Raw genomic sequence first — 22,776 nt, 5'->3', positions numbered from 1 at the left:
GATAAATTGCTTGATTTATTGTCTATAAGCCGGATACATGACTGCATTCGATTTTTTTGCTGTTATATATTATTTTTTTCTTGCATTGTTGGGTAGGTCCATACATATGCTAATAAACCTTATGGATTTCAGTCAATATGCCAATAGAAAATATTATCAAATCACAAAAACAAGGAAAACTTTTTGGTTATAAATTAACCTGAGTTTGACGTAAGAAAGAACATTTGAAAATTAAGAAGGGAGGGATTATAAAGTTCTCTAATAATAATGACAAAATTGGAGAATATATTATGATCCCTCTTACGGAGATTTTCTGCTTAATTGATGATTTTTGCAAGCATTTTGATACGGAGCGAAATAAATATATATTATCAAATCCTAACCGTAAGCGTAAAGTGGGCTGCAGTATAGGACTCTCAGAGATTATTACTATTATAGTAATGTTTCACTTGAGTCACTACCGTACCTTTAAAGATTTTTATTTATGCTGCCTATGCCAAAGTTATAGAAAGGAATTTCCAAAACTTGTGAGCTATAGTCGTTTTGTTCAGTTAATGCCAATGAGCTTCATGCCCATGGTGTTACTGCTAAAAAGCCTAACAGGAAAACAAACTGGTCAATATTATATCGACTCTACTAAACTTCCTGCTTGCCATAATTTAAGAATTAATAGACATAAAGTATTCAAAGACATAGCAAAAAGAGGTAAGACTTCCACTGGGTGGTTCTTTGGCTGTAAGCTACATATTGTCATTAACAGTTGCGGAGAGATTATGAGTTTTTCTTTAACTCCTGGAAATGTCGATGATAGAGCAGTGGTGGAAAATTTAGTAGATAAATTACAAGGCTGGCTTTTTGGTGATCGTGGGTATATCAGTAAAAACTCACTCAATCCCTTGCTAATCAAGGTTTAGAACTAATAACAAAAATTAAAAGTAATATGAAAGAAAGAATAATAGATCCTATTAAAAAGCAGTTTTTAAATAAAAGGCACATTATTGAAACCATTAATGATCAATTGAAAAGAGTCTGTCCTATAGTTTGTGTAAGTTGCAAAGAAAGCAGTAAGAGATTACTGTAAAAAAAGTAACTTAAGCAAGCAAGGAGGAATTATGGCTAAAAAATTAGATACAGATAAAGATACATTAGACATCAGTAATCAGCTAGTAGAAGAATTATTATCAAAAGCAGATCCATCGGAGTTATTTGGTCGAGATGGTTTATTTCAACAGCTAAAGAAGCAAATAGTTGAGAAAATATTAGCAAGTGAGTTGGATCATGAATTAGGATATTCAAAACATAGCAAGATGCCAAAAGTAGATAATAATCGTCGTAATGGTAGCTATGAGAAGACAGTAATTGATGGGGATGGTCGTAAGCTGACAGTAGAAGTACCAAGAGATCGGGAAGGAGAGTATAATCCTCAATTAATACCAAAAGGGCTGAGGAGATTTAATGGATTTGATGAGAAAGTGATATCCCTTTATGGTCGCGGTATGACAGTCAGCGAGATCCGAGGGCATTTAGAAGAAATATATCAAACTGATGTATCTGGTGACTTGATATCCACCATAACAGATGGGGTGATAGAAGAAGTAACTAGGTGGCAAAATCGTTGTTTAGATAGGGTGTATCCAATATTATACTTGGACTGTATCTATGTAAAATCTAGAGACAATCACATAGTAATAAATAAAGCAGTATATTTAGCACTTGCTGTAAATATAGAAGGGAAAAAGGAGTTACTTGGCATTTGGATAGGCAAAAATGAAGGTGCTAAATTTTGGATGCAAGTAGTTACTGAGTTAAAGAATCGAGGAATTGAACAAATTTATGTTGCTTGTGTGGATGGTTTAAAGGGCTTTCCAGAAGCTATAAGCAGTGTATTCCCGAGTACTATAGTACAATTATGTATTGTACATATGGTTCGCAATTCAGTAAAGTATGTGTCATATAAAGATTTAAAAGAGGTCACATCAGATCTAAAACAAATTTATACAGCTAATAATGACGAAATGGCACGTTTAAAACTTCAGCAATTTGGTGTAAAATGGGATAAAAAATATCCGGTAATTTCTGATATTTGGCAACGTAATTGGTCTGGGATAATACCGTTTTTTGCCTTTCCTGAAGAGATCAGAAAGGTAATTTATACTACTAACACTATAGAATCTGTAAATCGTCAAATTAGAAAAATTATCAAAAATAAGGGGGTGTTTCCAGATGATAAGTCAATTCAAAAAATAATATTTTTATCCCTACAAAATGCAGCCAAAAAATGGACCATGCCTATTAAAGATTGGTCTTTAGCTTTAAATCAATTTGAAATACTTTGTGGAGATTTTAAATATGATTTATTGGAAAATAAAAAATGAACTTACACAAATTAAATGATTGACTCAGATATTTTTTAACAAAATCTTACACTTCACAGATATATTCTTTTTGTGTTGTGACACTTTCTAAATGAGCCATATACAAATAGTTTCTAACTTTTAAGTTAGTACATACATGAGGCATTCATGCCGTAATATTAAGCTCTGCACTTGCAGTGCAGAGTGGTTAACTCAATCATAGATTATGGGGGGCTTTAAATATTTTTGGCGGACGGACTACCTGAAAGGGGTAATAGGAGATGTCATTAATCCGTTAATTTCCGCTGTAGGATTGAACTTACGGTGTATTGCGAATCATTTACTCAAAACAAATTTTTCTACATAGAAATTAGTCAGTAAAAAAATAATCAAATAATTACAAAATCGTTAATAAATCATCATGCAAAAATTCTCTAAAAAGTCCGTCCGCCAAAACTCAAAAAAATACTACTTGTGGCACTAATTTCCAAAAATTGTATGATTTTAGACTAAATTATTATGATTTCGAGAGCTAATTTCAAGTTTTTGTATCAAAAACACCCTATTTCCCAAAACATACTCAATTTGCTCGTTACCATTTTTTTGTATTTCCATAAGCTTTTGATATAAAACCCTTCATTTTCTTATGGATTTTACTATTACTTTTTGCCTTAAAACCCCTTTGTCTATAAGGCTTGTAGAGTTTTGGCGGAGCGACTAAAAATCATCTTTTTGTACCAAAAATTTAAATCAAAAAAATTAAACTCTCAAATTTTATACAAGAATTTTTGGCTAAGGTATTAAATTTTGAATTTTTCTTAATTTTTAGCACTTTTGACGGGGAGACTATATAATTATAAATTCTTTGGTAAACCACAAATTAAGGAATTTGGAATAAATCACCCTAATACTATTGCCATGTTTGAATATTGTAAACAATATGACATGGATTTATGGGTAAAGCAAGATTAAGGTTTGTGATATTTATCAATCATCCAATCTATAAATGTATTATCAACAGACTGTTTTTTCAGTGCATATTCATATACTTCTTTTATTAGAACTGTAAAATTTGTAAATGAAAAGTTTAAGTTTCTTTCAATTAATATATTAATTGTTGCACTAATGGCTTTACTAAAAATTTTCATTTGATCAATAGTTAGCACTTCATGGCTTATTTCGTTATCAACAACAAGAGCTTCTAGGCTAATATCTAAGGCTTTTGCAATTAATTGTAAATTATTAGCACTAGGGTTTTTTGAACTACCATACAAAATGCTATAAACAGTATTTCTACTTAATCCAGTTTTTTTCTCTATCTCTACAGCATTTATATTTTTTTGCACCATTAATGAGCTAAGTTTGGTTTGTAAATTTGCCATAGATAAGATTCTATATATAAAATTAATATTTCTAGATAATAAGGTATAACCATCAAAAAGTAAATAACTAAAATAATTAATTATAATTAATTATTTTAGATCATGGAAGTTTGTAACACTAATTTTTAATGATCTACTAAAAAATTTAAATTACCCTGACCCCTCTTATAAACATTTATACTTGAATTTTTTTAATCTATCTGATATGTATTACCTTGGATAGGTGTCCGAGTGGTTTAAGGATCTAGTCTTGAAAACTAGCGTGCGGGCAACCGTACCGTGGGTTCGAATCCCACCCTATCCGCCACTGTGGTACAAGTCATCGTTTTTTAAAAATATCGAAAGGGAAACGTAGAGAGGTCTCAAGTTTTTTGCTCCTGACGTTTAAGGTTCTGAAATACGAAATTTATCATTTTGCGTTTTTGAGGGCTTTCAGAACCTTTGAAGGTTTCATAGGCTTCAGAAGCTAGAGTTATTAGCGTTGTAGCGGTATAATTTTTGTTTTTTTAGGTCTTTCTATAGGACTCTCAGTAGCATCAATCAAGACTACTTCATAATTCATATTACTCTTCATTAGAGCTTTACGACCTGGAAGAGCAAAGTTTGGGTGTTTAACTAGGGTCTCTTCTACCCATTTAACAGCTTTATATGCTGAACTTTCACTAATCCCATAGTTCTGACCTATATGGAAATAAGTACGGTATTCTCTAAGGTATTCTAAGACCATCAGCTTGCCTCAAAATATCCACCATCTTTGAGAATGTTCCCTTCCTTACTCCTGTTAATCGACGAAATTTTCCATCCTCTAACTCTTTAATATGTTCGAATTTCATTATTACTTCAAATCAGATATTTATAACACCATTCTACATCATTGCCTAGTTTCAAAAGAAGTCTATTTTTTGTTTTTTATACAGGAGTTTCGCAGTTAGCAAAATTGCGAATCAGCTAAAAGGCATCTAATGTTGTTCTGAATTGATGTTTTTATAACTTCCCAAGTTTGTTGATATAAAGTAATTTTTTCATTTATCCTCCTTTTGTTCATATCGAGCCAAGCAAATACGGCAAGGCAAATATGATTTCTCTGAGCTCGACCCGTGCGTGCCTGACAGCGTTCAATACCACAAGTTTGTTTTAATTCTCGATGATAAACTTCTATAGACCACCGTGCCTTAACAATTTTCTCTATTTGTTCACGTGTTGGATTTTCTAAGTTAGTTGTTATGTAATCAATGCGACCATTTTTTGCCACAAACTTAAATACCGTAACCCAACCGTATCCACGTAGGTGAATTTTTAGTCCCTCATCAGGAATCTCTAAACTTTCTAAGCTAACATTATGATTAACTTTTCTATTTTTTCTTAGGTTACTAACCCATGTCCAACCTAAATTACGTATATGTTTCAAATTCTCCAAACCGCTATACCACGCATCCATTACTACTGCATCAGGATTGATCCCTCTTTCCTTAGCTAAAGTAAGCATATCACAAAAATGCTCATTCTTTGTTTTTCCATCAGTTTCTTTATCATATATTCTATAATCTACAGGGGTAGATTGATCAGTTTTAGCATTGTAATGCAGTAAGTTGACCATCCCTATACCAGGTATAACATCATGTACAGCTCCAGAATATTGATAATGTACAAGCTCAATTTTCTTACTGTATTGCTTTGACAATAACGTGTCATCTCCCACTAATAAACAAGAAGCTTCCCTATCAATATATTTTGACACTTCTCTGTAGATCCCGCTAGGGCGGAAATCCTTACTATTTAACCATCGACTTGCACTATCATGAGATAGGTTTATTGGACTTACTTCAGATAATGCTTTACCACTATATCTTACGCTACTTGCTTGTAAAAATGATTTATATAAGTCTTTGCTACATTTTGATCTTGCCATGCTTAACTAAAACTCTTTCTTGCTAGATTAACATATTTTTTGCTAAGTGCGAAACTCCTGTTATAGTGTACTAGTGTTTTGTTTTATTTGCTCTCTTCGTTTTTCTTATTTATTTGATGAATTTATAATTGACAAAGATAAAATATCTTATACCAATAGTTTTATAAATTATAAACAAAAGAACATTAAATACGAAGATATTAAAGAAATCACTTTAAAGCAAAATTTTATTCAAAGGTGGTTTGAACTTGGAATAATTTCAATGACTACTAATGCCAGTATAGAAGGTGCAGGGATTGATTTTTTCAACTTAAAATCCCCATGAAGTTTACGAGTTGATTCAAGCAAGAATAGCTGAGCATAAGAAATCATAATTAAAATAACCATATGCAATGATAGGAAAAACAAATGAACCAAATAATAACGAATGACCATAATTCTTTGATAGAGGATATAAAACTTCTGATAACTCAAGCCAAAAACCGAGTAGCAAAAGTAGCAAACTCTGAGATGACTATGGTATATTACGTCAATTCGGGATAAGGATATTGTGAACATGTAGATTAAAATCAAATTTTGTTGAAGGTTTATTTTTCTTTAATGAGTAAGCAACAAGAGTAGATAATATATGGACAAAGGAATTTATTGGTGATCTATGTCTAGTATGTTCAAGGTTCATTTTATTTTTTAGATAATCAAAAACTGTTTCAATTAAGTTACGCTTTCGAAGTAAGATTTTTTCTTTCAAATCCATTAATTTATTTTCCATATTCTTCTTAATTCCATGAATCATTTTTAAGCCTCTTTCATATAAATTTAAGAACAAATTTTGCTTAATATAACCTTTATCAGCTGCTATAATTCCAGTTAATCTTTTTGTTAACTCCGGTACTGGAACCCTATCATCTACATTGCCTTTGGTCACTTTTAATGCCATAAACTCCCCTTTATTATTGATTATTACATGTAATTTAAAACCATAAAAATACCCCATAGAGGATTTACTATGTTTGGCTAATCCTTTAAAAACTTTATTGCTATAACGCCTTTTATTGTGACAAGCTTTAATCGTTGTAGAGTCAATAAAATAAATACCTGTTTCCTCACCAAACAACAAATGAATCAACATATTTAGCGGTATGAATAATCGTGCCATTAATTCAACAAATCTATTATAACTCAAGGCTTTGGGAAAATCATCCTTATGCATGCACTCTATATAACTTTTATAGAAAAATTTAAAATTCTTAGCATAGGATGTATGAAACATAATTATTATTGTTAACATTTCACTTAGACTCATACTACAACAGCGATTTCTTTGCTTATTTGATGGTAATAACTTTCTCTGTTCATACTCCAAATAAATTTTACAAAAATCATCTATAAAACTATATAATTCTGTGATATCTTTTTTCATGCCTGTAGTTTGTTTTTTTGTTTAAAAATATAAATACTGCAGGCACTCCTTTTTGACAATCCTTTTATCTATTACTATTTCATCTATATCTTATCCCGAACTGACGTAATATATAATCACTCAATACCCAAAATCTTATGAGTTTGTAAGGAAAGGCGATGACCATACTTAATGGTCAAATCAATAGCTAACCGTTCATTTTCTTTATTTAGCAACAGATTATTTTGATCCATAGGCTGAATAAATACTGGTATATTATACTTGCTTTGTCCTACTTCTGGTATGTTAGAGTATTTGGGTATATTTTTAGCCACCAAAAATTTTAGGGCATTAATATGAGATAGTAAGTCATCTCTCAATAGTGCATAACCATTTTTCCCAGCTTTTGGTGAGCAAACTATATGGACTTTATCTGGAAGATCACGATATAATGTGCCATTAGTTTCAATTTGCACTATATAATCCAAATCTAATAATTTGTAGCACAATAATTCTATAGGTTGACGAAAAGGCTCACCACCAGTTATAACCACTAATTTGATATTAGATATCTTGCATAATTCTACTTTTGCTGGTAATTTGTGCGTGCTACCGGTACTCTGCCCCTCACGTAGATCTAAATACGCTGGGGATTGAGATTCCATGACTCCTGCAAATTCCCTAGCAGAAGCGAATTCTGCAAGAGGTCTATTAATTGCCAGTTTTTCAACTTCTTCGATAATATTGTTAATAGTTAATATATTAAAATCTTCAAAGTCGGTATCGCAGAAATTACAAGCAAGATTGCATCCGCCAAGCCTAATAAAAATAGCAGGCATACCTACAAAAGGCCCTTCTCCCTGAATAGTCTTAAAAATACTTTTGATTTCTAGATTAGTTCCATCATTAAATATTGCTGGTCTTTTAGGATTTTGTCCAAACATAATATACTCAGGTAGAACTTCAAGAATTAAGGTCGTTGTGTCTAAAGATTTCAGCTGCCTAGTTACTCATGTACGCCTAGCTGCTCGACTTTGCTACTGCATAGCTCTTCTTGAAATTGACCTCTTCGTCTATCAACTCTTGAAATCATAGCAGTATAAAAGCCAATTATTAGATTCATTGAGGAAGCAATATACTGACAAACTCAGTTTTTGATAAGTCAACTACAGGCTTTACAAGAACCTTTTCTGCATTTGCTTTTTTTACGTAACCTACCGTTATGCCGTAAGGGTAAATATTACCATAACCAGATGTTATAACTTTTTCACCTTTTTGGACAAGATGAGTTTTTGGTAAATAGAGTATTTTGCTACCATTACCATAACCACTCATGATACCTTTCTCTTTTGAAGACACGGTAGTGATCGGGATTCGAGAGTTTACGTCATTAACTAAAATTATTTTAGAGTAATTGTTGCTTACTTGTATTACTCGCCCAACTAATCCTTCACTGTTGGTAACTATCTGATCAACTTCCACACCATGTCTTACTCCAGCTGACACTAAAGCAGTTTTACTGAAGGGGTTTAATGAAACACTTAGTAATTTAGCACTGACATAGTTATATTGTTCTTCTTCTACAACTGATAGTAGTTTTTTTAGTTCTTTATTCTCAGATTGGATCAAATATATATTACTCTGTAACTTTCTTAGTCTTGCCACTTCTAATTGTAGTTCGATATTTTCTCTTGCTAAGTCTCGTAAATAAATAAAATTTTGGGTTATTAAATTAATTTGCTTAAATATGTTTTCATGAATTAGCAATCCACCAAAAATAACATGTCCAACGACTTCAAGAGAAATGGAAGAAAATCTTTTTGGAGCAGCAAGAAATAAGTAAAGTGAGGCGATAACAAAAAATAAAACGAAAACACGTCTCAAAGTAACAAGTATAAATCTAGCAAACTCTACCATTTTACTAGAACGCTTTATTCTGTTTGCAAGTAATGCCATTGGTTAATCTTGTTTAAATAACACATGCTTAAATTTTTGAAAATCTTCTAGTACTTTTCCCGTACCAAGAGCTACGCATGATAGTGCTTGATCAGCAATAATTACCGGCAGTTTAGTTGCTTCTTTTAGGACATGATCTAAGTTTCGGAGTAATGCCCCACCACCAGTCATAACAATTCCTGTATCTACAATATCGGATGAAAGCTCTGGAGGAGTGCATTCGAACGGCACTTTTACTGCTTCTACAATTTGACTAATTGGTTCAATTAGACTGTCAGCAATTTGTCTTTCGTTTAGTAGCATTTCTTTAGGGATACCATGGATTAAATCTCGTCCTTTAATTTCCATTACTCTTGGTTCTAAACTATCATCTACGTAAGCAGCTCCAATCTGCTTTTTGATTTTTTCTGCTGTAGCTTCGCCGATTAGTAAATTATAATGCCTTCTAATATAAGAAATAATAGACTCATCCATTTTATCGCCACCTACCCGTACTGATCTAGCATACACAATACCACCTAATGATAGGACGGCTACTTCTGTTGTCCCTCCACCTACATCAACAATCATTGAACCAGTTGCTTCTGTTACTGGTAAGCCGGCACCAATTGCTGCTGCCATAGGTTCTTCTATAAGGTATACATCTCTACCTCCTGCACTCTCTGCTGCTTCTTGAATAGCCCTACGCTCAACTGGTGTAGAACCTGAGGGTACACAAATTATAATCATTGGACCAGTAAATGATCTACGATTATGTACTGTTCTGATGAAATATTTTATAGTCACCTTTTTGGTTAAAACCCCCAGCTTCAGCTGGGAAAGACTTTAGTCCTTGTTCTAATATTTCAATTCACTATAACTTGAACATATGATATTTTAACAAGACTAGCCACACTGTATTTTACCATCGCTTTAATGTTGTTTGAATCACTAAATATCGCTATAAAATACTGCAGGGTAACCTAAGAGTTAGGATCAGAGAGATAATGCACAGGCGTTAGTAATATCTCTTTAGAGTAATAGCGACTTCCAGTCTAGATATCAACCCACCAGCTTCAGCTGGTTGTTATTGAGCATTTCTTCAGCTCCCTTAAAGTCGGCTATAACACCATCTTTTAGTGGTCTTTTTGCTTCAATGTCTGTTGGGGTACGTCCTAACATATTTTTTGCTTCCTGACCAAATGCGTATGGCTTAAATGCTCCGTCCACTTTAATCAACGCAACTACAGAAGGTTCGTTAAGTACGATTCCTTTGCCTTTGACATACACTAAAGTATTAGCCGTACCAAGATCTATGGCCATATCACATACAAATTTCCTGAAAAAGTTTGTTAGCATTTTTATTTCTCCAAAATCAAATCATTTTAACGCATCAGGTTTCTTGAGAATGCATAATAACAAAATTACTGAAAAATAATATACATATATTTGGCAATAAAATAGCTAAGAAAGGGGGGGTTGCATTATATGCGAGTATTTTAAACAAAATCTCTAATAGGAAATAAATAATAAAACCTAGAAATAAGCCAATTACTAAGATTTTTTCTTGAGAATTATCACGTTGCTTGAGACTAAAAAAGCAGGCTGCTAAAATCACTGTGGTAGCCATAATTATAGGCTTAAATAATTGTTTATAGAAATAAATTTGATAGTTAGTTATTGGCAAACCAAATTCTATTAAATGTTTAATTGTATCTGGTAAATCCCAAATAGCAATCATCTCAGGATTTATAAAACTATTTAGTAAGTTACTTATTGATAAATTTGTTGGAACGGTAAAATGCTCATATTGTTTGACATTATAGTTATCCGAAATTTTTACAGAAGTTAGTTTTAAATTATTATCAACTAAAATAGCATATTCCCCATCAATTCTTTTTAAGAAATTATTTTTGTCATCTAAAAATAATATAATAATCTTATTTAACTTATTGTTCACTACATCAATAGACCCAGCCTGAATAATTCTTTTATCGCCTTGATAATTCTCAAAAAATAGTAAACCAAATTTTGATATTATCAAATTATTAGATGTCTTTTTACTCAATTTTGCTTCTAAAGATTCATATTTTTGTAAACCAAATGTACCAATAGGGTTGCATATAGTTATTAGTATTATACCAAAAATCACCGTTGCAAAAACTGGAACAGCAATAACCCTCCAAATATGGATACCATTGCATAAAATAGTTATTAGTTCGTTATGTTTAGTTAGTCTTTTTAGAAAAAATAACATCGCAATGAAGCTAAGAAGAGAAGCTACTTCATTAACTAAATAAGGTATTTTATATAATACAAGTTTCCAAAAAAAATGTGTTGGGATATATACAGATTTAAATTTTTGCAAAAGGTCAAAGATATTTGAAAGAATTAAAACCCCGATAAGCAGAAGCAATATACCGATAAAATAGCTACAATATAGCCTGAGTAGGTAAATTGAAAGAGTTTTAAAATTAATCATTTTAAAATAAAAATTGGTGACCGTAGTGGATGATTTTACAACCAAAAGTGAAATAAAAACTATTATAAAACACTATTACTAATATAATAACTATATCAGTAATAATACTCGATAATCAAGTTTTTTTCTAAGTCATTGTCAATAACATGTTATTGACATTTGCTTCTAATTAATCTAGAGATATAATAAAATATAGTCTAATATTTATGGCTCGATATTATTATTAACTTGTTATGAATCATCTAAACCAAATATTAAAATCTGCACAAAGCAGAATAGAATTAACTCAAGCTCTATCAGAGTTGCAACAAATTAGGGTGGAGTTTCTTGGGAAACAAAGCTTACTTAACCAAGAAATGAGAAAGCTTGGTAGTCTTGAGCAAAATGATCGTAAAAAGTTAGGCGAGGCAGTTAATCTGCTTAAAGAACAGATTAGTAATTTGCTAGAAGCAAAACAAGCAGCCTTGGAGGAAATTGAATTAAATAAACGATTTGCTGAAGAAAAGACAGATTTAACAATTCCAGCTCGGCAGTATAAGAAGGGGAGCATACACCCCATTACCCAAGCTACTGAAGAATTAATTCAAGTATTTACAAAATTTGGGCTAACCATTAAGGATGGTCCAACTATTGAGAACGATTGGTATAATTTCACTGCCCTAAATTTTTATGAAGATCACCCAGCAAGGCAGATGCACGATACTTTCTATCTAAAGGCAAAAGAGGCAGAATACCCCCTATTGTTACGTACTCATACTTCACCCATACAAATCAGGACGATGCAAAATGGTAAACCGCCTTTTAGATTTATTGCTCCTGGTAGAACTTATAGGTCTGATTCCGATATGACACATACACCAATGTTCCATCAGATTGAGGGTTTAGTGATCGATGAAAATATCAATATGGGGCATTTAAAATATGTTATCACTGAATTTATCAAGGATTTTTTTGAACAAACAAATATTGACATACGTTTTAGACCAAGTTTTTTTCCGTTTACCGAGCCATCGGCAGAAGTGGATATTAAGATGCAGGGTAGCAATAAATGGCTTGAGGTGCTTGGTTGTGGTATGGTTCATCCAAATGTTCTTAAAAATGTTAATATAGATAGTGATCTCTATCAAGGGTTTGCCTTTGGTCTAGGTGTTGAGCGTTTTGCTATGTTAAAATATGGTATCAAGGATCTCAGGCAATTTTTTGAAGGAGATATAAGATGGTTAAAACACTATAACTTCTCTGCTTTTGACTTGCCAACTCTAGCTGGAGGATTAACAAGATGAAATTTACTTTATCTTGGTTAAAAAAATTCCTAGATACCGAGAGTTCTGTTGAGGAAATTGCTGACTGTTTGACCATGCTTGGTCTAGAAGTGGAAGAAATAGTAGATAGAAGGACGGAGCTAAAAGATTTTGAAGTAGCTCACATATTATCTACTACACCCCATCCATCGGCGGATAAACTTAAGATATGTCAAGTCCAAACTAATGAGGAAATTTTACAAATAGTTTGTGGAGCAAGTAATGCTAGGGAAAATATTAAAGTAGTACTGGCAAAAATAGGTTGTGAAATCGCTAATGGTAAATTTAAAATTAAAGAATCAGTAATTCGCGGAGAAAAAAGTTGCGGAATGTTATGTTCTGAAGAAGAACTATTAGTGGGCACTAATTCTGATGGTATAATAGAACTGATGCCCGATGCTAAGATAGGAGAGTCACTTATACAATATTATGGGTATGGTGATCCAATCTTTGATATTAATGTTACCCCTAATCGTGGTGACGCTCTTGGTGTCTATGGTATAGCTAGAGACCTAGCTAGCAAGGGTATTGGTACGCTTAAAGAATTAGAAGTGCCATCAATTGCTGGAGAATTTGAATCTACATTAACCTTGCAGGTAGAGAATAAAGAAGCATGCCCATTATTCTGCTTTCGGGAAATAAGAAATTTACAAAACAAGACAAGCCCTGATTGGTTAAAGCAATTATTGCAAAATATTGGGCTAAAACCGGTTTCAGCCCTAGTGGACGTCACTAACTATATATCGTATAGTTTCGGGCAACCAATGCATGCCTATGATAGAAGTAAATTATCAGATAAGCTGCAAATTACACTACTTAAAGAGAAAACTAAATTTCTAGCTTTAAATGGCAAAGAATATGATTTAGATGAAGAATCTTTGGTAATTCAAGATGATAGGCAAGTACTTACTCTTGCTGGTATTATAGGAGGTGATAGTAGTAAAAGTGAACTTGGAACGCAAAATATTTTGCTAGAAGCGGCGTGTTTTTCTGCTAAATATATTACTAAAACGGGGAGATCTCTACAGATTGATACTGATTCGCGTTATCGTTTTGAACGCAATATTGATCAGGCATTTACCTTAAAAGCCTTAAATATTGCAAGTAAAATGATTTTAGCTATTTGTGGAGGTGAAATTTCTGATATAGTGTATAATGAAGGGTTTGCTTTTGTGCAAAAATCCTTGGACTTCCCTATAAATTGCCTAGCTAAAATAACCGGTCTAAACTTAAGCAAAACAGAGATTTGTAACATTTTAAAAAATCTTGGCTTTATTGTCCCACTTTGGGAGAAAAACCCCGCACTTGCAGTGCGTCGTTTCAACATAAATTTTAAATATCTTATCAAGAAAAGATAGGATATTTTTTAACAAAATCTTACACTTCACAGATATATTTTTTTGTGTTGTGACACTTTCTAAATGAGCCATACACAAATAGTTTCTAACTTTTAAGTTAGTACATACATGAGGCATTCATGCCGTAATATTAAGCTCTGCACTTGCAGTGCAGAGTGGTTAACTATAGTAGATATAGGCGATACTCTCAAACTTACCATACCATCTTGGCGACATGACATCACAATTAAAGAAGATATTGTTGAAGAAATTGTTCGTATTTACGGCTATGACAAATTAGAGCCGATTAAATTACCAGAAATGCAACTAACAAGGATTATACCTAAAGAGCAACGAAGAATTTCTGATATTAAAAGAATTTTAGCCACTTGCGGGTATGATGAAGTTGTAACAAACTCATTCATGGATAGTGAAATAGCAAAATTATTTGCTCCAATAAAAGAGGAATTATTTCTACTAAATCCTATTAATGTTGATAATAATTATATGCGACCTAGCATCATTGCAAATTTACTTAAATTAGTTCAAAAAAACTTAGCAAGATCAATTAGAGAAATTGCCTTGATGGAAATAGGGCCAATCTTTAACTCTTGTAAATCTGATGGTGAGTTAGTTTTTGCTTCTGCAGTAAGATGTGGGCTATATAATGAAAAAGATTATCATTCTGCAGCTCGCTTAGTAGATGTTTTTGATATTAAATCTGACTTAGAAAATGTTTTAAATTATGTAGGTCTACCGATTGATAAGTGTCAATTTTGTCCAACTGAGTTACCTTATTACCATCCGACAAAATCAGCCCTTATAAAACTTGGTAAAAATATTATAGCCTATTTTGGGCAAATTCATCCCTCTATATTAAAACATTTTGATATTGACTGTCAGATATTTGCCTTTGAAATAGATATTGCCAATATACCATTTGCTAAAGCAAAATTTGCTAAAAGAGACGAGTTTATTGTTTCTGACTTCCAGCCAACCTTTAGAGACTATGCTTTTGTAGTTGATCTAGAGCAGCCGGTTAGCAAGATAATTGCTTATATCAAGAATTCTAATAAAAAAATGATAAAGTCTGTTGATCTATTTGATATTTATTCGGGAGATAAACTACCTTCCGGTAAAAAATCAGTGGCAATTAAGGTGCAATTTCAAGCAGATGATCGGACGTTAAATGAAGCAGACCTAAATTTGTTAAGTCAAGAAATTGTTACAATTGTTCATGAGAAATTCCAAGGTAAGTTAAGAGAATAAACTCCTACTTTCAGACTAAATATATATCCAAAAAATGCTAAAGTAACCTAAGTATCGATATGAGACATGGATTTAACATTAGACTTCTTTCGAAACTCTACTTCTGCTGGTGATTTGGACAATGATGCGGTACTCGAATCCGTAACGAAATTAGAGTACGCTGCGGTTCGAGGTGAAGCGTCTCCTTCACACCCTTGCGCACAAGCGAGTTTCGAAAGAGGTCTATTCTCGATGTTCCACGAAGGCACAACTGTTGGAAGTTAAAAAATCGTCTAAACGCCGTTAGGCACTGTGGCAATCTTCATGATAGTCAAGACCTTCTTCACAAGATTGCCACGTCGCCGCTTGCAGCGACTCCTCGCAATGACGGTTTAAGCCTTACAACAGCACTTCGCTAATAGACGATTTTTTAACTTCCAACAGTTGTGATACTCACTCCACCGCTCCTGCTACCCAATCCTCCTGAATTACGTGAATTCGGGATAAGGATATTGTGAACATGTAGATTAAAATCAAATTTTGTTGAAGGTTTATTTTTCTTTAATGAGTAAGCAACAAGAGTAGATAATATATGGACAAAGGCATTTATTGGTGATCTATGTCTAGTATGTTCAAGGTTCATTTTATTTTTTAGATAATCAAAAACTGTTTCAATTAAGTTACGCTTTTGAAGTAAGATTTTTTCTTTCAAATCCATTAATTTATTTTCCATATTCTTCTTAATTCCATGAATCATTTTTAAGCCTCTTTCATATAAATTTAAGAACAAATTTTGCTTAATATAACCTTTATCAGCTGCTATAATTCCAGTTAATCTTTTTGTTAACTCCGGTACTGGAACCCTATCATCTACATTGCCTTTGGTCACTTTTAATGCCATAAACTCCCCTTTATTATTGATTATTACATGTAATTTAAAACCATAAAAATACCCCATAGGATTTACTATGTTTGGCTAATCCTTTAAAAACTTTATTGCTATAACGCCTTTTATTGTGACAAGCTTTAATCGTTGTAGAGTCAATAAAATAAATACCTGTTTCCTCACCAAACAACAAATGAATCAACATATTTAGCGGTATGAATAATCGTGCCATTAATTCAACAAATCTATTATAACTCAATGATAGGTAAGCCACTAGTTTGACTAGTGAGACCATCAAGGCTTGGCCTTTAGATTTAGTATAAAATAAAAAGTTATCATATATAACTTCTTTGGTTTGACGGTCAAAGGAGAAAATATATGACAACATACGAAAGTTTAAATCATTCTAAATGGGATTGCAAATATCATATTGTGTTTATTCCAAAGTGTCGTAAAAAAGAATTGTACGGGAAGGTTAGAAAATATCTTGGGAACGTATTCCATGAGTTAGCTTTTCAACGTGGGAGCAAGATCATAGAGGGGCATATGGTACAAGATCATGTGCATATGCTCATCAAGATTCCTCCTAAATATTCTGTAGCTGAAGTAATAGGCTATATCAAGGGGAAAAGTGCTATAGCCGTTGCTAGGCAGTTTGGTGGATGAAAACGTAATTTTAATGGAGAAAAGTTGTGGGCTAGAGGTTATGCGGTCTCAACTGTAGGATTTGAAGAGAATCAGATCAAACACTACATTAAGAATCAAGAGCAACTTGATAGTTTAGGCTCTGACGAATCAGGAGAATTTTAATTAACAATGGCGAGTCAATCATTTAATTTGTGTAAGTGCATTTTTTATTTTCCAATAAATCATATTTAAAATCTCCACAAAGTATTTCAAATTGATTTAAAGCTAAAGACCAATCTTTAATAGGCATGGTCCATTTTTTGGCTGCATTTTGTAGGGATAAAAATATTATTTTTTGAATTGACTTATCATCTGGAAACACCCCCTTATTTTTGATAATTTTTCTAATTTGACGATTTACAGATTCTATAGTGTTAGTAGTATAAATTACCTTTCTGATCTCTTCAGGAAAGGCAAAAAACGGTATTATCCCAGACCAATTACGTTGCCAAATATCAGAAATTACCGGATATTTTTTATCCCATTTTACACCAAATTGCTGAAGTTTTAAACGTGCCATTTCGTCATTATTAGCTGTATAAATTTGTTTTAGATCTGATGTGACCTCTTTTAAATCTTTATATGACACATACTTTACTGAATTGCGAACCATATGTACAATACATAATTGTACTATAGTACTCGGGAATACACTGCTTATAGCTTCTGGAAAGCCCTTTAAACCATCCACACAAGCAACATAAATTTGTTCAATTCCTCGATTCTTTAACTCAGTAACTACTTGCATCCAAAATTTAGCACCTTCATTTTTGCCTATCCAAATGCCAAGTAACTCCTTTTTCCCTTCTATATTTACAGCAAGTGCTAAATATACTGCTTTATTTATTACTATGTGATTGTCTCTAGATTTTACATAGATACAGTCCAAGTATAATATTGGATACACCCTATCTAAACAACGATTTTGCCACCTAGTTACTTCTTCTATCACCCCATCTGTTATGGTGGATATCAAGTCACCAGATACATCAGTTTGATATATTTCTTCTAAATGCCCTCGGATCTCGCTGACTGTCATACCGCGACCATAAAGGGATATCACTTTCTCATCAAATCCATTAAATCTCCTCAGCCCTTTTGGTATTAATTGAGGATTATACTCTCCTTCCCGATCTCTTGGTACTTCTACTGTCAGCTTACGACCATCCCCATCAATTACTGTCTTCTCATAGCTACCATTACGACGATTATTATCTACTTTTGGCATCTTGCTATGTTTTGAATATCCTAATTCATGATCCAACTCACTTGCTAATATTTTCTCAACTATTTGCTTCTTTAGCTGTTGAAATAAACCATCTCGACCAAATAACTCCGATGGATCTGCTTTTGATAATAATTCTTCTACTAGCTGATTACTGATGTCTAATGTATCTTTATCTGTATCTAATTTTTTAGCCATAATTCCTCCTTGCTTGCTTAAGTTACTTTTTTTACAGTAATCTCTTACTGCTTTCTTTGCAACTTACACAAACTATAGGACAGACTCGAATATGCACTTGCCAAAGGACAGTAAGACCAAAGTGATGAAACCTATTAGTAAAGCTAAAGCCGGCAAAGAGGTTACTAGCTCTGCTTCTAAAAGTCTTAAATTTCCGGTAGATTGGTCACCCTATCCATTTCAGCTACCTTTGTGGAGATATTTATAGTCACCTTTTTGGTTAAAACCCCCAGCTTCAGCTGGGAAAGACTTCAGTCCTTGTTCTAATATTTCAATTCACTATAACTTGAATATATGATATTTTAATATACATAAGAGCAAGCTCTTATGTATATTAAAATATCATATATGACAGATTATAACAAGACTAGCCACACTGTATTTTACCATCGCTTTCATGTTGTTTGGATCACTAAATATCGCTACAAAAGTATTGCAGGGTAACTTATAAGAATTAGGATCAGAGAGACAGCACAGGCATTAGTAATATCTCTTTAGAGTAATAGCGACTTCCAGTCTAGATATCAACCCACCAGCTTCAGCTGGTTGTTATTGAGTAGCATATTTTAACATTTTCTTATGGATTTCTTTATTATTTTCTGCCATTAAACCCTATTATCTATAAGACTTATAGAGTTTTGCCGGACAGACTATATAACACTGAATTCGATGTAACTTGTTACATCGAATTCAGGTTATAGTAGTAAATTATTGTTCGTGCATGCACACCTCAAAGTTTTGCGATAGCTTTTCTTGAAAGCGGAAGAGTATACTCTTCTGCTTTCAAGGATATTCTCTTAGTAGGTAATTAAATTCTGCACCATATATAAAAATCATGTTAATAATATAAAAAAATATTAAAGTCACTATTATACTACCAAGTGAACCATATATTATACTTAGTTGGTTATAATATATTATATAGGTAGATAATAAATATCCACTTATCACCCATAAAATTACCGTTAATAAAGCTCCAGGAACTACGTCTGTAAAATTTAATTTTGCATTAGGGATTATATAATATAGTGATGAGGAGGTAATAAATAATGAGCAGAAAATGATAACATATCGAAAAAGGGTTAAAGTGTGCTTATGTTCTTCTATCATTTGTAAAATTATTGGTAGTTTTGTTAATATTATTGGTACTATAATAAGAATAAGCATGGCAAAGGTAATGAATATACTGATTACTAAAAACTGTGCTATGCTAAGTAATCTTCGCCTTATGTAAGTGGGAGGAGATTTTATCTCATATACCCTATTTAAAATTGTTCTTAAACATTCAACAAAAGATGAAGCAGTCCAAATACTTCCCATTATTGCTAAGGTCATTAGGCTCTGAGGAGGAGTTTTCCCAAGTTCATTTATCCTAGTTTTTATTGAGTCAGTAGCCAGTTCTGGCATACTTTCAAGAAGAATAGTGATAAAATTCTTTCCAAGTTCTGATGCTCCAACAAAACTTGTTAGTGCTAACAAAAAAACTAAAAAAGGAAAGATCGTTAGGAGTACCATAAATGACATATACCCTGAATGTTCAACACCATCGTGTTCAATTGTTCTAAAGGCTGCCTGATATAGGCATTTTATAATTCTTTGCATCAAGTAACTTTCTTTTGTTTTATATAATCATTCAAGTATATATATAAAATTCAACATTATCACTTATTTATATTAAGTATATTTTTTAAACCTCAATAGAACCTAAATTATTCTAGCCAGTTTTGTATTAAAATTTTTAATTTTAATACAAAACTGAAGTTTTAACATTCTGCAATAATTCTTTAAAAATCATAGTTAATTCTATGATTTTAATTTTTTAGTCTTATTCTATCTAGAATAGTAAAAAAAGGTTAAAAAAATACGATAAAAATGAAATTATAATTTACAAGGTTGCTAAGTATCTATAAGATCAGTATAATTATATAATAGTTAAAAAATATTAAGTACTACTTGTACATAAACAAAAAATATAATCAATATTTACTGATAGTAGACAGTTTACATGTGAGTATTCCTATGTGAATTGTTGGCTTTCTAGGTTATATAATATATGACAGTAATCTTTTTATTTGTTAATAATCTATTATATTCTTAAAATTTAATAGTTCATGCATAAAGGAGTTAATTATGGTACGAAGAAATGACTACATACAAAAAGTTGATCAATTTATAGGTGGGAAAATCTATTCTTTAAGGCTTGCCAAAGGGTTGTCACGTCAACAACTTGCAGAGGTAATAGAGGTAACACATCAGCAGTTACAAAAATATGAGAAGGGTATTAATAGAATATCAATAGGTAGGTTGGTTCTTATTGCTAAAGCATTAGATAAAAATATCGATTATTTCTATCAAGGTTTAGAAGATGCTGACAATGTCGAGCCTGTGCTTACTCAACATCAGCGTATGTGTATAGAAGTATCAAGGAATTTTATGAAAATTCGTAACTCAGAACATCAGCAAGCAGTTAATGCATTGATACGTTCTTTGATCAAAGAAGATTAGGTGAAATGAAAAAATCATTGGTTCGTTATGAAACTAATAGTTGACAGAGATAAAAGAGTATAGTGATTGGATACGAGTAGTTAATAGGAATTAAGTAGCTATTTAAAAGAAAATAATTATATATTAATCAAAGATGTTTATGCCAATTATTATTTTAGTAGCACCTCAAATGGGTGAGAATATTGGTGCTACTGCTAGAGCAATGAAAAATTTTGATGTTTCAGAGTTGAGAATCGTTTCACCTAGAGATGGTTGGGCGAATGAACAGGCACGTAGTATGGCGGTATCAGCAGTAAATATCATAGATAATGCTAAGATTTATGATAGTTTGGAAGCAAGTATAGAGGATATTGATTATTTATATGCAACAAGTTCAGCAACACGTAATATCAATAAAAACTATGTTCTATCAGAGAATTTAAGTCAGGATTATCCTACAGGTCTTAAAGTCGCTATCACTGTTTGGTCGTGAAAATTGTGGTTTGCGAAATAGAGAAATTACTTATGCCCATAAAATTATTAACATTAATACAGGGGGTTTTAGTTCTCTTAACATTGCACAGTCAGTAATTATTATATGTTATGAGCTATTTCGTAATAAACAGCTGAGAATAAATGTTAATAATGAACAGGACGTAGCATCAAAAGGAGAATTAGGATATTTCTTTGAACATTTGTTTACTGAATTAAACAAAAAGAATTTCTTTAAAGTGCCTGAGAAAAAATTACACATGACTCAAAATATTATGAATATTTTTACTCGTATAGATAAATTATCTAGTACAGAACTACAAACTTTAAGGGGGATAATTACAACCTTAAGTTCATAAAAATAACTAATCTAGTCAATGTTGTTAAAAACTCGTTGCTTTTATAAAAAAAATAGCTATAGTTCCACTTGTTACCGCTTAATAGTGAAAGTGGTATAGTATATAGTTTTCCCTATAGCTTTAAGGGTTGATAGATAAATATCAAAAGGAAAAATTTGGAGTATTGAATGCCAACAAACAATCAGTTAGTACGTTTTGGAAGACAGTCGAAGATTCGTAGGACAAAATCCCCAGCTTTGGAATCTAATCCATTTTTGAAAGGTGTTTGTGTAATAGTGAAAACTGTTACTCCTAAGAAACCTAATTCTGCTCTTCGTAAAATGGCACGTGTTCGCTTAAGTAATGGGCAGTACGTGAATGCTTACATACCTGGTGAAGGGCATAATTTACAAGAACACTCTACGGTGTTGGTAAGAGGCGGAAGGGTTCCTGATCTTCCAGGTGTTAAGTACCATATAGTACGTGGTGCTTATGATACTCAGGGTGTAAAAAATCGTAAGCAAGGTCGCTCACGTTATGGTACATCAGCGAAGCAAGCTGTAAAAAAATAATTTGAAATAGAGAGATAAGATGTCACGTCGTCATGCCGCAGAGAAAAGGGTTATCTTGCCTGATATGAAATATAATAGTCCTCTGCTTGCTAGGTTTATTAATAATATCATGAAGGAAGGGAAAAAAGCTCTAGCCGAAAAGATAGTATATTCTGCTTTTAGTAAAATAGAAAAAAAACATAGGGTAGATCCTTATGAAACTTTCAATAATGCTATGAATAATGTAAAGCCATATCTTGAGGTTACCTCAGTGCGTGTGGGAGGTGCAAATTATCAGGTCCCTTCCCCTGTTGATGAAAGAAGAGGGTATGCACTTGCGTCACGTTGGATTATCAATGCAGCAAATAAGCGTTCTGAAAAAATGATGATTGATAAGTTGGCGGAGGAATTATTTGAAGCATCAAATAATAGAGGGGTTGCTATTAAAAAAAGAGAGGACACTCATAAAATGGCTGAAGCTAAGAAAGCTTTCGCTCATTTTAGTCCCAAAAAATCGCAACCAAGGTAA

19 protein-coding genes, 1 tRNA gene and 7 pseudogenes are annotated in these 22,776 nt (G+C 32.5%); 13 read left to right on the top strand and 14 right to left on the bottom strand.

Features of this window, described 5'->3' with window-relative positions:
* Positions 1 to 290: 290 nt before the first annotated feature.
* The 3 genes and pseudogenes from AAHN00_RS00460 (at position 291) to AAHN00_RS00450 (ending at position 2,721) form a co-directional block, all read left to right on the top strand.
* Positions 291 to 1,081 (top strand): annotated as a pseudogene (locus AAHN00_RS00460) (IS982 family transposase).
* A gap of 31 nt (positions 1,082 to 1,112) precedes the next feature.
* Entirely contained in the window at positions 1,113 to 2,375 is a 1,263-nt protein-coding gene (locus AAHN00_RS00455) for an IS256 family transposase (protein ID WP_342270914.1), read from the top strand.
* Between the two features lie 205 nt (positions 2,376 to 2,580).
* On the top strand, positions 2,581 to 2,721 hold the full coding sequence (locus AAHN00_RS00450; protein ID WP_342271783.1) for a hypothetical protein: 141 nt from the start codon (positions 2,581 to 2,583) through the stop codon (positions 2,719 to 2,721).
* A 601-nt stretch (positions 2,722 to 3,322) separates the two neighbouring features.
* Here the strand turns inward: AAHN00_RS00450 and AAHN00_RS00445 are convergent.
* Positions 3,323 to 3,736, bottom strand: coding sequence for a helix-turn-helix transcriptional regulator (locus AAHN00_RS00445; RefSeq protein WP_342271782.1), 414 nt, complete (start codon positions 3,734 to 3,736; stop codon positions 3,323 to 3,325).
* A gap of 217 nt (positions 3,737 to 3,953) precedes the next feature.
* Between AAHN00_RS00445 and AAHN00_RS00440 the strand changes: the two genes are divergently transcribed.
* Positions 3,954 to 4,043, top strand: a tRNA-Ser gene (locus AAHN00_RS00440).
* Between the two features lie 195 nt (positions 4,044 to 4,238).
* On the opposite strand, the pseudogene AAHN00_RS00435 reads toward AAHN00_RS00440, so the two are convergent.
* Together AAHN00_RS00435 and AAHN00_RS00430 are read right to left on the bottom strand one after the other, a co-directional pair.
* Positions 4,239 to 4,569: pseudogene (locus AAHN00_RS00435) on the bottom strand (helix-turn-helix domain-containing protein); the annotation flags it as partial.
* A gap of 95 nt (positions 4,570 to 4,664) precedes the next feature.
* Positions 4,665 to 5,645, bottom strand: a complete 981-nt coding sequence (locus AAHN00_RS00430; protein WP_342271025.1) for a transposase — start codon at positions 5,643 to 5,645, stop codon at positions 4,665 to 4,667.
* Positions 5,646 to 5,718: 73 nt separating this feature from the next.
* On the opposite strand from AAHN00_RS00430, the gene AAHN00_RS00425 reads away from it, so the two are divergent.
* A complete protein-coding gene (locus tag AAHN00_RS00425; protein ID WP_342271781.1) occupies positions 5,719 to 5,970 on the top strand; it encodes a PH domain-containing protein in 252 nt (83 codons plus the stop codon).
* 204 nt (positions 5,971 to 6,174) lie between these two features.
* On the opposite strand, the gene AAHN00_RS00420 is transcribed toward AAHN00_RS00425, so the two are convergent.
* The 6 genes and pseudogenes from AAHN00_RS00420 to AAHN00_RS00395 form a co-directional block, all read right to left on the bottom strand.
* On the bottom strand, positions 6,175 to 7,065 hold the full coding sequence (locus AAHN00_RS00420) for an IS982 family transposase (protein ID WP_342271500.1): 891 nt from the start codon (positions 7,063 to 7,065) through the stop codon (positions 6,175 to 6,177).
* Positions 7,066 to 7,181: 116 nt separating this feature from the next.
* Positions 7,182 to 7,988, bottom strand: coding sequence for a palindromic element RPE1 domain-containing protein (locus AAHN00_RS00415; RefSeq protein ID WP_342271780.1), 807 nt, complete (start codon positions 7,986 to 7,988; stop codon positions 7,182 to 7,184).
* 175 nt (positions 7,989 to 8,163) lie between these two features.
* Entirely contained in the window at positions 8,164 to 9,000 is an 837-nt protein-coding gene (gene mreC / locus AAHN00_RS00410; protein WP_341751643.1) for a rod shape-determining protein MreC, read from the bottom strand.
* A 3-nt stretch (positions 9,001 to 9,003) separates the two neighbouring features.
* A pseudogene (locus AAHN00_RS00405) lies at positions 9,004 to 9,780 on the bottom strand (rod shape-determining protein); the annotation flags it as partial.
* A 261-nt stretch (positions 9,781 to 10,041) separates the two neighbouring features.
* Entirely contained in the window at positions 10,042 to 10,338 is a 297-nt protein-coding gene (locus AAHN00_RS00400) for a rod shape-determining protein (RefSeq protein ID WP_410521399.1), read from the bottom strand.
* A 34-nt stretch (positions 10,339 to 10,372) separates the two neighbouring features.
* Positions 10,373 to 11,461, bottom strand: a complete 1,089-nt coding sequence (locus AAHN00_RS00395; protein WP_342271779.1) for an LptF/LptG family permease — start codon at positions 11,459 to 11,461, stop codon at positions 10,373 to 10,375.
* 233 nt (positions 11,462 to 11,694) lie between these two features.
* Between AAHN00_RS00395 and pheS the strand changes: the two genes are divergently transcribed.
* Both pheS and pheT read left to right on the top strand, forming a co-directional pair.
* Positions 11,695 to 12,744: a phenylalanine--tRNA ligase subunit alpha gene (gene pheS, locus AAHN00_RS00390; RefSeq protein WP_342271778.1), complete on the top strand. Its 1,050-nt coding sequence runs from the start codon at positions 11,695 to 11,697 to the stop codon at positions 12,742 to 12,744.
* Positions 12,741 to 13,997: pseudogene (gene pheT / locus AAHN00_RS00385) on the top strand (phenylalanine--tRNA ligase subunit beta); the annotation flags it as partial. The gene pheS and the pseudogene pheT, both read left to right, overlap by 4 nt.
* Positions 13,998 to 14,018: 21 nt before the next feature.
* Here pheT and AAHN00_RS00380 read toward each other — a convergent pair.
* A complete protein-coding gene (locus AAHN00_RS00380; protein WP_342271777.1) occupies positions 14,019 to 14,192 on the bottom strand; it encodes a hypothetical protein in 174 nt (57 codons plus the stop codon).
* A 93-nt stretch (positions 14,193 to 14,285) separates the two neighbouring features.
* On the opposite strand from AAHN00_RS00380, the pseudogene AAHN00_RS00375 reads away from it, so the two are divergent.
* A pseudogene (locus AAHN00_RS00375) lies at positions 14,286 to 15,368 on the top strand (phenylalanine--tRNA ligase subunit beta); the annotation flags it as partial.
* Between the two features lie 409 nt (positions 15,369 to 15,777).
* Here AAHN00_RS00375 and AAHN00_RS00370 read toward each other — a convergent pair.
* Positions 15,778 to 16,305, bottom strand: a complete 528-nt coding sequence (locus AAHN00_RS00370; protein WP_342271776.1) for an IS982 family transposase — start codon at positions 16,303 to 16,305, stop codon at positions 15,778 to 15,780.
* The gene (locus AAHN00_RS00365; RefSeq protein ID WP_342271775.1) at positions 16,283 to 16,507 is read right to left on the bottom strand and encodes a transposase; all 225 of its coding nucleotides are present in this window, start codon (positions 16,505 to 16,507) and stop codon (positions 16,283 to 16,285) included. The genes AAHN00_RS00370 and AAHN00_RS00365 overlap by 23 nt, the downstream gene beginning before the upstream one ends.
* A 104-nt stretch (positions 16,508 to 16,611) precedes the next feature.
* On the opposite strand from AAHN00_RS00365, the pseudogene tnpA reads away from it, so the two are divergent.
* Positions 16,612 to 17,043: pseudogene (gene tnpA / locus AAHN00_RS00360) on the top strand (IS200/IS605 family transposase).
* A gap of 22 nt (positions 17,044 to 17,065) precedes the next feature.
* On the opposite strand, the gene AAHN00_RS00355 reads toward tnpA, so the two are convergent.
* Positions 17,066 to 18,343 carry an IS256 family transposase gene (locus AAHN00_RS00355; protein WP_342271774.1) on the bottom strand — a complete coding sequence of 426 codons (1,278 nt, stop codon included), beginning with the start codon at positions 18,341 to 18,343 and terminating at the stop codon, positions 17,066 to 17,068.
* 822 nt (positions 18,344 to 19,165) lie between these two features.
* Positions 19,166 to 19,984, bottom strand: coding sequence for a YihY/virulence factor BrkB family protein (locus tag AAHN00_RS00350; RefSeq protein ID WP_341747244.1), 819 nt, complete (start codon positions 19,982 to 19,984; stop codon positions 19,166 to 19,168).
* A 528-nt stretch (positions 19,985 to 20,512) separates the two neighbouring features.
* On the opposite strand from AAHN00_RS00350, the gene AAHN00_RS00345 reads away from it, so the two are divergent.
* The 4 genes and pseudogenes from AAHN00_RS00345 to rpsG all read left to right on the top strand — a co-directional run bounded on the left by AAHN00_RS00345 (position 20,513) and on the right by rpsG (position 22,776).
* Positions 20,513 to 20,887 carry a helix-turn-helix domain-containing protein gene (locus tag AAHN00_RS00345; protein ID WP_341747243.1) on the top strand — a complete coding sequence of 125 codons (375 nt, stop codon included), beginning with the start codon at positions 20,513 to 20,515 and terminating at the stop codon, positions 20,885 to 20,887.
* Between the two features lie 139 nt (positions 20,888 to 21,026).
* Positions 21,027 to 21,717, top strand: a pseudogene (locus tag AAHN00_RS00340) (RNA methyltransferase).
* Between the two features lie 167 nt (positions 21,718 to 21,884).
* A complete protein-coding gene (rpsL, locus tag AAHN00_RS00335; protein WP_341747241.1) occupies positions 21,885 to 22,268 on the top strand; it encodes a 30S ribosomal protein S12 in 384 nt (127 codons plus the stop codon).
* Between the two features lie 19 nt (positions 22,269 to 22,287).
* A complete protein-coding gene (gene rpsG, locus AAHN00_RS00330; protein WP_342271773.1) occupies positions 22,288 to 22,776 on the top strand; it encodes a 30S ribosomal protein S7 in 489 nt (162 codons plus the stop codon).

This window comes from Candidatus Tisiphia endosymbiont of Parasteatoda lunata, from assembly GCF_964030955.1.
Taxonomy (GTDB): domain Bacteria; phylum Pseudomonadota; class Alphaproteobacteria; order Rickettsiales; family Rickettsiaceae; genus Tisiphia.
This window is presented reverse-complemented; position numbering and strand designations above follow the sequence as displayed.

Coding starts and splice junctions, on each gene's coding strand:
- AAHN00_RS00455 (WP_342270914.1), top strand. CDS start 1,113: ATGGCTAAAAAATTAGATACAGATAAAGATACATTAGACATCAGTAAT.
- AAHN00_RS00450 (WP_342271783.1), top strand. CDS start 2,581: ATGGGGGGCTTTAAATATTTTTGGCGGACGGACTACCTGAAAGGGGTA.
- AAHN00_RS00445 (WP_342271782.1), bottom strand. CDS start 3,736: ATGGCAAATTTACAAACCAAACTTAGCTCATTAATGGTGCAAAAAAAT.
- AAHN00_RS00430 (WP_342271025.1), bottom strand. CDS start 5,645: ATGGCAAGATCAAAATGTAGCAAAGACTTATATAAATCATTTTTACAA.
- AAHN00_RS00420 (WP_342271500.1), bottom strand. CDS start 7,065: ATGAAAAAAGATATCACAGAATTATATAGTTTTATAGATGATTTTTGT.
- AAHN00_RS00415 (WP_342271780.1), bottom strand. CDS start 7,988: ATGTTTGGACAAAATCCTAAAAGACCAGCAATATTTAATGATGGAACT.
- mreC (WP_341751643.1), bottom strand. CDS start 9,000: ATGGCATTACTTGCAAACAGAATAAAGCGTTCTAGTAAAATGGTAGAG.
- AAHN00_RS00400 (WP_410521399.1), bottom strand. CDS start 10,338: ATGCTAACAAACTTTTTCAGGAAATTTGTATGTGATATGGCCATAGAT.
- AAHN00_RS00395 (WP_342271779.1), bottom strand. CDS start 11,461: ATGATTAATTTTAAAACTCTTTCAATTTACCTACTCAGGCTATATTGT.
- pheS (WP_342271778.1), top strand. CDS start 11,695: ATGAATCATCTAAACCAAATATTAAAATCTGCACAAAGCAGAATAGAA.
- AAHN00_RS00380 (WP_342271777.1), bottom strand. CDS start 14,192: ATGGCTCATTTAGAAAGTGTCACAACACAAAAAAATATATCTGTGAAG.
- AAHN00_RS00370 (WP_342271776.1), bottom strand. CDS start 16,305: ATGGGGTATTTTTATGGTTTTAAATTACATGTAATAATCAATAATAAA.
- AAHN00_RS00355 (WP_342271774.1), bottom strand. CDS start 18,343: ATGGCTAAAAAATTAGATACAGATAAAGATACATTAGACATCAGTAAT.
- AAHN00_RS00350 (WP_341747244.1), bottom strand. CDS start 19,984: ATGCAAAGAATTATAAAATGCCTATATCAGGCAGCCTTTAGAACAATT.
- AAHN00_RS00345 (WP_341747243.1), top strand. CDS start 20,513: ATGGTACGAAGAAATGACTACATACAAAAAGTTGATCAATTTATAGGT.
- rpsL (WP_341747241.1), top strand. CDS start 21,885: ATGCCAACAAACAATCAGTTAGTACGTTTTGGAAGACAGTCGAAGATT.
- rpsG (WP_342271773.1), top strand. CDS start 22,288: ATGTCACGTCGTCATGCCGCAGAGAAAAGGGTTATCTTGCCTGATATG.